The organism is Candidatus Palauibacter australiensis (assembly GCA_026705295.1).
GTDB lineage: Bacteria > Gemmatimonadota > Gemmatimonadetes > Palauibacterales > Palauibacteraceae > Palauibacter > Palauibacter australiensis.
Window position 1 is genome coordinate 1 of record JAPPBA010000120.1, and the last position, 12224, is coordinate 12224.

Below are 12224 nucleotides of genomic sequence, written 5' to 3' on the forward strand. Positions count from 1 at the left end.
GGACCTTTCCGAGCCCGAATGGCGGTCTCCTCCCCGTCCTAAGGGGGATCGACCTGACCGTGGACCCAGGGGACGCCCTGGCCATCGTGGGTCCGAGTGGGTCGGGGAAGTCCACGCTGCTACATTTGCTCGGCGCCCTCGACCGGCCGACGGCGGGAGACGTCTGGCTCGGGGGCGAACGGGTGTCGGAACTCGGGGGCGAGCGGCTCGCCGAACTGAGGAACCGGTTCGTCGGGTTCGTCTTCCAGTTCCATCACCTGCTGCGCGATTTCACGGCGCTGGAGAACGTGATGCTGCCGCGGCTGATCGCCGGGGCGTCGCGGGAGGACGCCCGCGACCGGGCCGCGGCACTGCTGGCCCAGGTGGGTCTGGCGGAACGGGCGAGCCACCGGCCGCGCCGGCTGTCCGGCGGTGAGCAGCAGCGGGTCGCGGTGGCGCGGGCGCTGGCGAACGCGCCGCCGCTCGTGCTGGCGGACGAGCCGTCCGGCAACCTCGACGCCCCGGCGACGTTGCGCCTGCACGACCTGTTGTTCGAACTGGTGGACGGACACGGCGCGGCGCTGGTCGTCGTGACGCACAGCCGCGAACTGGCGGGTCGGGCGGGGCGGGTGCTGCGCATCGAGAGCGGGGCGCTCGTGGCGGCGTGATGGAGCGCCGGGCGAGGTAACGGAGAAACGGGATGGACTGCGAGAACTGCGGGGAGCGCAAGGCGACGATCACCCTCACGGAGATCGAGAACAACGAGATGCGTACGCTCAATCTCTGTTCGACCTGCGCGACGCTGAAGGGAGTGTCGGCCGGCGGCGGATCGGCGCCCATGGCGGACCTGCTGGCGCACCTCGGCGGGAGCGCCGGGGACACGCTGTTCGACGAGGCCGGCGAGGCGTGCGAGTACTGCGGCACCGGGGCCGGCGACTTCCGCAAATCCGGGAGGCTGGGCTGTCCGCAGTGCTACGCGCAGTTCCACCGTCAGCTCCGTGCGCTCCTCCGCCGCGTACACGGCTCCTCTCAGCACATGGGGAAGGTGTACGTGAGCACGGCCCCGGACGCGGACCCGGAGCAGGTCCGCCTCTCCACCCTCCGGCGCCGGCTCGATCGCGCGGTGGAGATCGAAGACTTCGAATCCGCGGCGGACCTCAGGGACGCGATCCACGCGCTGACGGAGGTGTCGTGACGGACGGGCCCGAAGCCGCGCCGCACATCGGGACCCACGGTCTCGACTGGCTGGATGAGGAAGGGCCCGACGGCGACATCGTCGTCTCGAGTCGCGTACGCCTCGCCCGCAACCTCCAGGGATATTCGTTCTCGGCCCACGCGACCGGAGAAGAGCGCGAAGCCCTGCTCGAGAAGGCGCGGGCGGCGACGGAGGCCGCGGGCGTGCTCGAAGAGGTCGATTTCTGGGAGATATCGCGCCTCGGCCCGATGGACCGCCTCCTCCTGCTCGAGCGGCGCCTCGTGAGCAAGGAACTCATCGGGAAACCCGAAACTGGACCGCGTCGCGGCTCGGGCCTCGTCCTGTCCCGGACGCGGGCCCTCGGGATGATGGTGAACGAGGAAGATCACCTCCGGCTGCAGACGCTGCGCGGGGGCTTCCAGCTCGCGGCCGCGTGGCGCGACCTCGATCAGCTCGACGAGGAGATTGGCGCCCGCCTTCCGTACGCCTTCCACCAGGAGTTCGGCTTCCTCACCTCCTGTCCGACCAACGTGGGGACCGGGCTGCGGGCCTCCGTCTTCATCCATCTGCCCGGTCTCGTCCTCACCCGTCAGATCCGCAAGGTGCTCGAGGGGATGGGGCAACTCGGCGTGACCTATCGGGGTCTATACGGAGAGGGTTCGAGGATCGTGGGAAACCTGTTCCAGATCTCGAACCAGACGACCCTGGGCAAGACCGAGGAGGACCTGATCGACCAGCTTGAGCGCCTGGTCGGCCGCGTCATCGGATACGAGAAGCAGGCGCGGGCTGTCCTGCTGCGCGAGGCGCCGAACGTGCTCGAGGACAAGGTCTGGCGAGCCTACGGCATCCTGTCTCACGCAAGAAGCCTGCCGTTCGAGGAGATGATGAACCTCCTTTCCGGAGTCCGTCTCGGCATCTCGCTGAAACTTCTGAAAACGCCTCGGGTAGATGTGATCAGCCGCATGATGATCCATGCCCAGACCGCCCATCTCGCGCGTGCGGCCGGGCGCCGGCTCGACGAGGCGGATGCGGACGCGTTCCGCGCCAGCTACGTTCGAAGAGCCCTTGCGTAGCGCGGGATCGTACTAGTGTACACCAGTTACGCCGTCGGCCCCTGCGTCGACGCCCCATGAGGCGCGGATGAACTACAATTTCACGGATCGTGTTCGAAAGGTGCTCGCCATGGCGCGCGAGGAGGCCATCCGCCTCAAACACGATTACGTGGGAACGGAACACATCCTCCTCGGCCTGATCCGCGAAGGGGAGGGCGTCGCCGCCGCGGTTCTGGCCAACCTCTCCGCCGACCTCGACGAGTTGAAGCGGCTCGTGGAGGGGAACATCCGGACGGGGAAGAGCAGTTCGTCGATTGGCGAACTCCCTTACACGACGCAGGCGAAGAACGTGCTCGAGCACGCGATGGCCGAGACGGAGGAGCTCAACCACACCTACGTGGGGACGGAGCACCTGCTGCTCGGTCTCCTCCGCCAGGAGAAGGGGCTCGCGGCCAAGGTGCTCGGAGAAGCCGGAATCGGGCTCGACGGCGCGCGGGCCGAGACGCTGAAGCTCCTCGGGACGGACATGCCGGCCGGCGGTACGCCCGCCACGGCCTCCGTTTCCGACCCCGCGAGTTCGTCGGGCAAGAAGGGCGACAAGAAGTCGAAGACCCCGGCGCTCGACCATTTCTGCCGCGATCTCACGCAGCTCGCCAGCCAGGGGAAGCTCGATCCGACGATCGGACGGCTGGGCGAGATCGAGCGCATGATGGAGGTCCTCTCGCGCCGCAAGAAGAACAACCCCGTGCTCATCGGCGAGCCGGGCGTGGGCAAGACGGCGATCGTCGAGGGGCTTGCCCAGGCCATCCAGCGGGGCGACGTGCCGGACAGCCTGAAGCGGCACCGCGTCCTGGCGCTCGACATGGCGGCGGTCATCGCCGGCACCAAGTACCGGGGTCAGTTCGAGGAACGCCTCAAGGCGATCGTCAACGAGACCTCGCAGGCGAAAGGCGTCATCCTCTTCATCGACGAGCTGCACACCCTCGTCGGGGCGGGGGCGGCGGAAGGCGCGATCGACGCGTCGAACATGCTCAAGCCGGCGCTCTCCCGGGGGGAGCTGCAGTGCGTGGGCGCCTCCACCCTGAACGAGTACCGGAAGTACATCGAGAAGGACGGGGCGCTGGAACGCCGCTTCCAGACCGTGATCGTCGAAGCTCCGACCATCGACGAGACCGTGGAGATCCTTCAGGGTCTCCGGAAGTACTACGAAGACCACCACAACGTGGAGATCCCGGATGCGTCGCTTTCCGCCGCCGCCCGGCTGGCGGAGCGCTACATCACGGACCGCTTTCTCCCGGACAAGGCCATCGACGTGATCGATGAGGCGGGCGCGAGGTCGAGGCTCGCCGCTCAGGTGCCGCCCGCCGAGGTGCAGGAGTTCCACGCGAAGCTCGAGGAACTCGCGGAGTGGAAGGACGCCGCGATCAGCGACCAGGACTTCGAGCGCGCCGCCTACCTGCGGGATCGGGAGAAGGAGGTTCAGGAGGAGATCAAGCGCCGGCGCGACGAATGGGAGCGCGCCCGGGCCGAGTTCCGCCCCACGGTCGACGAGGACGATATCGCCTTCATCGTGGGCCGCTGGACGGGGATTCCCGTGACCCGGCTGCGGGAGGCGGAAACGGACCGCCTGCTCCGCATGGAGGACGAACTACACGAGAGCGTCGTCGGACAGGACGAGGCCATCGAGGCGGTAAGTCGCGCCATCCGCCGCGGGCGGGCGGGACTGAAGGACCCCGACCGGCCCATCGGGAGCTTCATCTTCTGCGGTCCGACGGGAGTGGGAAAGACGGAGCTGGCGCGGGCGCTGGCGCGCTTCCTGTTCGCGGAGGAGAGCGCGCTCGTGCGCGTGGACATGTCGGAGTACATGGAGAAGTTCTCCGTGAGCCGTCTCATCGGCGCGCCGCCGGGCTACGTGGGCTACGAGGACTCCGGCGCGCTCACGAAGGCCATCCGGCGGCGGCCGTACAGCGTCGTCCTGCTCGACGAGATCGAGAAGGCGCATCCCGACGTCTTCAACATCCTCCTCCAGGTCCTCGACGAGGGCCGGCTCACGGACAACTACGGCCGGGTCATCGACTTCAAGAACACCGTCGTCATCATGACGTCGAACGTCGGGAGCCGGGACATCGGCAGCTCGACCCGCGTGGGGTTCACGGAGGAGTCGAGCGGGATCGACTACGACCGGATCCGGGAACGGGTGTCGGACGAGATCGACCGCGTGTTCACGCCCGAGTTCCTGAACCGGGTCGAGGAGACGATCGTCTTCCACCCGCTGTCGAAGGAGCAGCTGGGAGAGATCGTGCACATCCAGCTCAGGGAGGTGCAGAAGCGCCTCGCGGAGGAGAGGCTGGAACTCGAGCTGACCGATGCGGCGATCCGTTTCCTGGTGGACCGCGGCTACGACGAGAAGTTCGGGGCGCGCCCGCTCAAGCGGACGATTCAGCGGCACGTCGAGGATGCGCTCTCCGAGCGGATTTTGATGGCCGATTTCGAGCCCGGCGACCGGATCCGGGTGGACATCGCCGACGACGAGGACAGCCTGGTGTTCGCCACGCCCACGACGTCCTCGGCGACATGAGCCGGTGGCGGCCGCCTGCCGGCGCGGCGGGCGGACTGTGGCTGACGGGCCTGATCCTCGGGCTCGCCGCGGCGGAGCCGGCGGCGGGGCAGTTTCAGCTCGACCAGTCGTCCGTCCGCGTCGATTCGGTCGTGGTGGTGGGGAATCAACGCCACCCCGCGAACGTCATCATCACCCGCAGCGGGCTCCGCTCGGGCAACGTCGTGCGCCAGCCCCAGATCCAGGATGCGATCCGGCGCCTCTTCAGCTCCGGCGACTTTTCGGATGTCGAGATCGGAGTGGTGGAGTCGGACGATCCAGAGCGCGGCGTGTTCTATATCCGCGTGGAAGAACGGCCCTACATCACGCAGTACGCGTTCCGCGGACTGGAACGGGTGGACGAGGATGTGATCCGGGACACGATCGGCCTCGCGAACAACAGTCCGCTCGACCCGAGCCGGATCGGGCGGGCGCGCGTCACGCTCCTCGAACTGTTGTCCAACGAGGGATTCCCGACCGCGAGCGTGGATACGCTCATCCGCCCGGACCCGGCGTTTCCTCGCGACCTGCTCGTCGTGTTCGACGTGGACGAAGGCCCGCGGCTCGGGGTCACGGCGATCACGTTCGACGGGAACGAGGCCTTCACGGACGCGGAACTCCGGGCAGCGATGGCCACGGACGAGGAGGGATTCTTCTGGTTCGATTCGGGAGAGCTCAAGAAGGATGAATTCCGGCGCGACCTGACGGAGCGACTCCCGGACTTCTACCGCGCCAACGGCTATCTCGACTTCGAGGTCCTCGGGGACACGGTCATATCGGACCGCGTCACCGGGAAGGGCCGGATCGAGATCCGGGTGGCGGAGGGCGCCCAGTATCTGCTCGAGGACCTGAGGATCACGGGCAACCGCGCCTTCCCGCTCGCGACGATCGAGCCGATCGTCCGCCGCGACCAGCACGAGGCCGAAGGGGAGGAGGAGTATCCTCCGTTCAACTTCACGGCGTTCTACGCTTCGCCGGCGGACCTCGGGGACCTGTACCGCAACAACGGATACCTCGGCTCGCGCGTCACGCCGGACGTGCGGCGCGTGGATGTCCCCGAGGGCGAGGCGCCCCGCGTCACGGCCCATCTCGTCATCCAGGAGGGGGCGCGGAGCTACATCCGCGAGATCGCGATCGAAGGGAACACGGCTACGCACGACCGGGTGATCCGGAACCGCCTGCTCATCTTCCCCGGAGACGTGTACTCGCAGGAACGCCTGATCCAGTCGTTCCAGAACATCCAGGGGCTGAACTTCTTCGAGCCGCTGCCGCCGGACGAGGCGATCGACATCCGCCCGCGGCCGGACGGGGACATCGACATCTCGCTGCGCGTCCAGGAGAAGCAGACGGGGACGCTGAACTTCGGGATCACCGCGTCCGGCTACACCGGGCTCGCGGGCTTCATCGGCTATACGCAGCCGAACCTCTTCGGGCTCGCGAAGACGGGGAGCTTACGCTGGATCTTCGGCCGCCGGCAGCGGGACCTCGACATCAGCTACTCCGATCCGGAAGTCCTCGGAAGCCACTACTCCGCCAACGTATCGCTCCGGGATTCGCGCGATCAGTTCACCGGTTTCAGCCTCGGGGACCGCCGCCAGAGGGGCGGCCTGACGGAGGTCGGCGTCCCCATCTTCGGGATTCGGAACACGCGCGTGTTCGTGGGCTACTCGCTCTTCGACGACGACGTGCGGGGGCTGGACACGACGAACGTGGTCGGGCGGCGGTTCTCGCTCTTCTCCGGCCTGCGGTCCACGCTCTCCGGGCGCCTGGTCCAGGACAGCCGGAACAATCCGCTGTTCGCGACGGCCGGCGCCCGCAACCAGATCGCGTTCCGTCAGACGGGCGGCCTGCTGGGAGGCGATGGGAACTACCAGAAGCTCGATCTGACGAGCGAGTGGTTCGTGCCGGTGGGCCAGCTCGGAGGGGGCCCCGGGAGCACGAGCCCCCCCATCGAACTCACCTTCGGACTCAGCTTCGAGGCGGGACTCATCCTGGGCCGGAATCCGTTCTTCACCGAACGCTACTACGCGGGGGGCACGCAGGCGGGGATCCAGTTACGAGGGTACGACGAAGCCTCGATCACACCGTCGGGGCACATCCCGGACAACGCCCCCTTCAGCGACCTCGACCGCGTGGGAGAATCGTTCTTCCGGACCGGGGTGACTTTCGGGATCAAGCTCACGAGCAGCATCTTCATGAGCGCCTTCATGGACGCGGGGAACGTCTGGCTGGACGCCAGCCAGCTCAACCCGACGGACCTCCTGGTGGGGGCCGGGATCGGCGCGAGTCTCGTGACGCCGTTCGGTCCGCTGGGCCTCGACTACGCATACGGGTTCGATCGGCGCGATGTCCTGGGCCGGCCGGATCCGGGTTGGCAGTTGCACTTCAAGTTCGGACGCGTGTTCTGAACCGAGAGGGATAACGACATGAACTCGATCCACAGGGGTGCGGGGCCGGCGGCGATGTGCGCGCTCGCGCTTGGCGCGCTGGTCGCGGGCCCTCTGGCCGGGCAGGAGCCGGCCGGCGCGCCACCGGTGCTGGAACTCGTCCCGCTGCCCCCGGAGGGGACGCCGATCGTCTACGTGAACACGCAGGCGATCCTCCCCGTCGCGCCCGGTGCCGATTCGGCCGGCGCGGCGTTTCAGCAGCTTTCCGTCGAGTTCGAGGGTGAGCTCGACGCCTTCGCGGCGGAGATCGACTCTCTCATCGGGGCGTACCAGCAGCAGCAGTCTCTGCTCGACCCTGCCGGACGCCAGCAGAAAGAGCAGGAGATCCGCGACAAGCAGCAGGAGGCGGCCACGAGGCAGCAGGAGTTGAACGTGGAATTGGATCGGCGTCGCGCGGAGCTGCTCGAACCGATCGTGGTGCGCGTGAACGACGTGATCGAGGAGATCCGGGCGGAACGCGGCTTCTCGATCGTGCTCGACATCGCCGCGGGCGTGGTGGCGGCGGACCCTTCGCTTGACATCACCACCTCGGTGCTCGAGCGTCTCGGGGTGGATCTCGCCGCCCTCTCGGCCCAGCCCGGCAGCTAGCCGGTCGGGTCCGGCTGCCAGCGGCGCGGCCCAGCTTCGGCTCCGTTCCCCGAATGCCGGCGTTCACGGTCTCCGATCTCGCCCGTCGCGTCGGCGCGGACGTGCTGGGTGATCCCGACCGCCGCTTGACCGGAGTGGCCTCACTCGACGTGGCCGGTCCGGAGGATCTCGCATTCTTCGCCCGCGAGACGATGCGGGAGGCCGTCCACGGGACGCGGGCGGGGGCGGTGTTGACCCCGCGCAGCTTCGAACCTGGCGCTGCCCGGTACAGCGTTCTGAAGGTTGACGACCCCCAACTCTCCTTCGCCAGCATCGTGCGGCTCTTCCATCCGGAGCCCGCGCCGCCGCCGGGGATCCACCCAGCCGCCCGCATCGACGAGGGGGCCCGGATCGGAGAGGCGGTGTCGGTGGGCCCGGGCGCGGTGGTGGAGGACGGGGCCCGCATCGGGCGCGGGACGTGGGTGGGGCCCGGGACGCTCGTCGGCCGCGGAGCCCGGATCGGGAGGGACTGCCGGCTCGGCCACGCCGTCTCCATCCTCCACGGCGTCGAGTTGGGCGACCGCGTGCGCGTGCACGCCGGCGCGCGCGTCGGGACGGACGGCTTCGGGTACGTGCCCGGGCCGGACGGGGCCCACAAGGTGCCGCAGATCGGCGGCTGCGTGATCGGCGCCGACGTCGAAATCGGAGCGAATTGTACGATCGACCGGGGTGCGCTCGACGACACGCGGATCGGCGACCGCACCAAGCTCGACAACCTCGTGCACGTGGGACACAACGTGCGGATCGGAAGCGATTGCCTCATCGCGGCGCACGTCGGCATCGCGGGAAGCTGTGACATCGGCGCCGGCACGCAGTTCGGCGGCCAGGCGGGCGTGGCCGGCCACCTGACGATCGGTGCCGGCGCGCGCATCGCGGGCCAGACCGGCGTGGTTCAGGATGTGCCGCCCGAAGCGGAGTTGGGAGGGACGCCGGCCCGGCCCCAGCGGTCGTGGCTCAAGGAAGCCGCGCACCTGAGCCGGCTGCCGGATCTCTTCCATCGCGTCGCGCGGCTCGAGCGGCGATCGGGGGTTCGTGAGGGCGAGCGGCCCGTTGGGCGAGACCGGGCGGACGACGGAAGCGGTTGACGGCGAAACAGCGGACGATCGCGCGGGCCGTGGAGGTGCACGGGTACGGCATACACACCGGCGAGCCCTCCGTCGTCAGGCTCCGCCCCGCGCCCGAGCACGGCGGTCTGCGCTTCCGTCGCACAGACCTCCCCGACTCACCGGAGATACCGGCCACGGTGGACTCCGTGCACTCCGCCCACCGTGAAACCGCCCTCCGCAAGGGTGACGCCGTGGTTCGCACCGCCGAGCACGTGCTCGCCGCGGCGCACGGGCTGGCGCTGGACAACCTCTGGATCGACGTCTCCGGGCCGGAAGCCCCCGCACTCGACGGGAGCGCCGCCGCGTGGTGCGACCGGCTGCTGGAAGCCGGACCGGTGGCACAGGAGGCGGAGGCGCCCCGCCTCCGGATCGACCGTCCCCTGCACCTGAAGATCGGGGGGACCCGGTACGATGTCCTCCCCGCGGAGTCCGGCCGCGTCTCGGCGACGATCGACTTCGACCACCCTCTCATCGGGCGGCAATCCGCAAGCGCGCGGCTGGAGCCAGCAGAGTTTGCCCGCGAGATCGCGCCAGCCCGCACCTTCGGTCTCGCCGCTTGGGCGGAGGCGCTGCGGGAGCGGGGACTCGCGCTCGGAGCGACGCGCGAAAACACCCTCGTCCTCTCCGGAGAGGGGCTCGAAAGCGGCCAGGAACTCCGTTTCCCGGATGAGTTCGTGCGCCACAAGATCCTGGACATCATCGGCGACCTCGCACTCGTGGGCGCGAGGCTGCAATGTCATGTGGTCGCCGAGCGGCCGGGACATCGCGGCAACCTTGAACTCGCCCGCAGGCTGGCAGCCCGCATGGGGCGGGGACGCGGATCGAGGGAGAACGAGACGAACGAGGAAGGGTGATGGACGTCACCGACATACTGAACATCCTGCCGCACCGGTATCCGATGCTCCTGGTGGACCGCGTGCTCGAGATCGAGCCGGGGCAACGGATCGTCGGCCTGAAGAACGTGAGCGCCAACGAACCGTTCTTCGCCGGGCATTTCCCCGGCCGTCCCGTGATGCCCGGCGTGCTCATCATCGAGGCGCTCGCCCAGTGCGGGGGAGTCCTGCTGATGAGCGGCCTCCAGAACCCCGAGGACAAGGTCATCTACTTCCTTTCGGTGGACGGCGTGAAGTTCCGGCGCCCGGTCATCCCCGGAGATCAACTGATCCTCGAACTGGACCTCGTTCAGGGGCGGGCAAAGCGCGGAAAACTGAAGGGGATTGCGCGGGTCGACGGTAGAGTTGTCGCGGAGGCCACGATTCTCGGCCAGGTCATGGACCGGTGACCTCGGCGGGCTACGCTCCGGGGCGCCACGCGACGGCGGTCGTCGATCCGTCGGCGAGCATCGCCTCCAGTGCCACCGTGGGCCCTTACACCGTGATCGGCCCGGACGTGGAGGTCGGCGAACGGGTACGGATCGGCCCGCACGTGCTCATCGAACGGGATACGCGCGTGGCCGAGGATGTGCGGATCGCCAAGGGCGCCGTCCTCGGTTCGGACCCGCAGGACCTCAAGTATGCGGGGGAGCGCACCTTCCTGGAGATTGGAGCCCGCACCGTCGTGCGCGAATTCACCACGCTGAACCGGGGGACGGCCGCAAGCGGCCTGACTTCGGTCGGGGCGGACGCGCTCGTGATGGCCTACGTGCACATCGCCCACGACTGCCTCATCGGCGATCATGTCGTGCTCGCGAACGGCGTGACCATGGGAGGACACGTCGAGATCGGGGACTGGGGGATCGTCGGCGGGCTGACGGGTATCCACCAGTTCACGCGCATCGGCCGGCACGCGATGGTCGGAGGAGGCGCGCGCGTGTCGCGGGATGTCGCACCATACACCCTCGTCGGGGGGGGGCGGACCCGCACGTACGGCGTCAACCGCATCGGCCTCGAACGCCGGGGATTCGACCCGGACGCGATCCGCGCCCTCCAGGCTGCCTACCGGACGATCTTCCGGTCGGGTGAACCGCTCCGGACGAGTCTCGAGCGCGTCCGGCGGGCAGACATGTCCCCCGAGGTGCGGGAACTCGTGGAGTTCATCCACGATTCCGCGCGCGGCGTGACCCCCACGCGCGTCGGCCCGGACGACGACCTGCCGCCGGAGCCGCGCGAGGCGAAGCCCCGGTCCGCCGTGTGAGCCGGATCCCGGCCGGCGTCGTCGGGGTCGGGAAGCTGGGCGCCGAGCACGCCCGGCTCCTGGCGCAGAGCGACGCGTTCGAGTTGGAGGGGGTCCACGACCGGTCGGCCGCACGGACGAAGGAGGTCGCGGACGCGCTGTCCGTGCCAGCCTTCGCGGAGGCGGAGGCGCTGCTCGACCGGGTCGAAGCCGTCGTCATCGCGGTGCCCACCGGGGCACACCACGAGGCTGCGACCGCCGCGCTGCGGGCGGGTTGCCACGCGCTGGTCGAGAAACCGCTCGCCTCAAGCCTCGACGAAGCGGACGGCATCCTCGCGCTCGCGGAGGAGGAGGGTGTCGTTCTCGGAGTCGGACACGTCGAGCGCTTCAACGGCGTCCTCCTGGCCGCGGATCCATGGCTCGATCGGCCGCGCTTCATCGAGTCGCTGCGCATGGCGCCGTTTCAGGCCCGCGGGGCGGACACGACGGTGATTCTGGATCTCATGATCCACGACATCGACCTCGTCCTCACGCTGACGGAAGCGCCGCTGGTGGACGTGCGCGCTGTGGGCGTGCCCGTCATTTCCCCCCGGATCGACCTCGCCAACGCGCGCCTTTCCTTCGAGGACGGCACCGTGGCGAACATCACCGCGAGCCGCGTGGCGCTGAAGGCGCTGCGAAAGCTGCGGTTGTTCCAGGGCTCCGGGTACTTCAGCTTGGACTTGGCGGCCGAGACGGGACATCACTACCGGCGGCGCGATCCAGGGGCCGGGACCGCGATCACGGGAGTGGAGGCCATGGTGGAGCATATCCCGCTGGAGGCTGGCGGCGGCGAGGCCCTCGCCCGCGAACTCGGGGCCTTCGCCGACGCGATCGCCGGACGTCCGAGCCGCCTGGTATCGGGTCGCGCGGGCAGGGAAGCGCTGGAAGTCGCGATCCGGATCACCCACGAAATCGAGGAGTTCGTACATGTCGTTGCTCAAGATTCGTGAGGAGCGGAAGAAGCTCGGAGGCGCGGTCAAGCGCGGACCCCGAACCCTGGTACTCCTCATTCTCCTTGCGCTCGTCCTCATGCTGATGGCCTACCTCGGCGGGGTGTCCTGACCCCAC

General features: G+C 68.9%; 12 protein-coding genes. All 12 read left to right on the top strand.

Annotation, left to right across the window (positions count from 1 at the left end):
* On the top strand, window positions 1–647 hold a 647-nt coding region (locus OXN85_09265; protein ID MCY3600148.1), incomplete at its 5' end, for an ABC transporter ATP-binding protein.
* A gap of 32 nt (window positions 648–679) precedes the next feature.
* A complete protein-coding gene (locus OXN85_09270) occupies window positions 680–1174 on the top strand; it encodes a UvrB/UvrC motif-containing protein (protein ID MCY3600149.1) in 495 nt (164 codons plus the stop codon).
* On the top strand, window positions 1171–2247 hold the full coding sequence (locus OXN85_09275; protein MCY3600150.1) for a protein arginine kinase: 1077 nt from the start codon (window positions 1171–1173) through the stop codon (window positions 2245–2247). Before OXN85_09270 ends, OXN85_09275 begins: the two co-directional genes overlap by 4 nt.
* Before the next feature lie 67 nt (window positions 2248–2314).
* Entirely contained in the window at window positions 2315–4804 is a 2490-nt protein-coding gene (locus OXN85_09280; protein ID MCY3600151.1) for an ATP-dependent Clp protease ATP-binding subunit, read from the top strand.
* A complete protein-coding gene (gene bamA, locus OXN85_09285; protein MCY3600152.1) occupies window positions 4801–7230 on the top strand; it encodes an outer membrane protein assembly factor BamA in 2430 nt (809 codons plus the stop codon). The genes OXN85_09280 and bamA overlap by 4 nt, the downstream gene beginning before the upstream one ends.
* A gap of 18 nt (window positions 7231–7248) precedes the next feature.
* Window positions 7249–7857 (top strand): OmpH family outer membrane protein, encoded by a 609-nt coding sequence (locus tag OXN85_09290; GenBank protein MCY3600153.1) that lies wholly within the window; start codon window positions 7249–7251, stop codon window positions 7855–7857.
* Window positions 7858–7910: 53 nt separating this feature from the next.
* Window positions 7911–8981 (top strand): UDP-3-O-(3-hydroxymyristoyl)glucosamine N-acyltransferase, encoded by a 1071-nt coding sequence (gene lpxD, locus OXN85_09295; protein MCY3600154.1) that lies wholly within the window; start codon window positions 7911–7913, stop codon window positions 8979–8981.
* Window positions 8978–9856: a UDP-3-O-acyl-N-acetylglucosamine deacetylase gene (gene lpxC / locus OXN85_09300; protein ID MCY3600155.1), complete on the top strand. Its 879-nt coding sequence runs from the start codon at window positions 8978–8980 to the stop codon at window positions 9854–9856. Before lpxD ends, lpxC begins: the two co-directional genes overlap by 4 nt.
* A complete protein-coding gene (gene fabZ, locus OXN85_09305; protein MCY3600156.1) occupies window positions 9856–10284 on the top strand; it encodes a 3-hydroxyacyl-ACP dehydratase FabZ in 429 nt (142 codons plus the stop codon). The genes lpxC and fabZ overlap by 1 nt, the downstream gene beginning before the upstream one ends.
* Window positions 10281–11135: an acyl-ACP--UDP-N-acetylglucosamine O-acyltransferase gene (gene lpxA / locus OXN85_09310; protein MCY3600157.1), complete on the top strand. Its 855-nt coding sequence runs from the start codon at window positions 10281–10283 to the stop codon at window positions 11133–11135. Before fabZ ends, lpxA begins: the two co-directional genes overlap by 4 nt.
* A complete protein-coding gene (locus OXN85_09315; GenBank protein MCY3600158.1) occupies window positions 11132–12106 on the top strand; it encodes a Gfo/Idh/MocA family oxidoreductase in 975 nt (324 codons plus the stop codon). The genes lpxA and OXN85_09315 overlap by 4 nt, the downstream gene beginning before the upstream one ends.
* On the top strand, window positions 12090–12218 hold the full coding sequence (locus OXN85_09320; GenBank protein MCY3600159.1) for a hypothetical protein: 129 nt from the start codon (window positions 12090–12092) through the stop codon (window positions 12216–12218). Before OXN85_09315 ends, OXN85_09320 begins: the two co-directional genes overlap by 17 nt.
* Window positions 12219–12224: the final 6 nt, after the last annotated feature.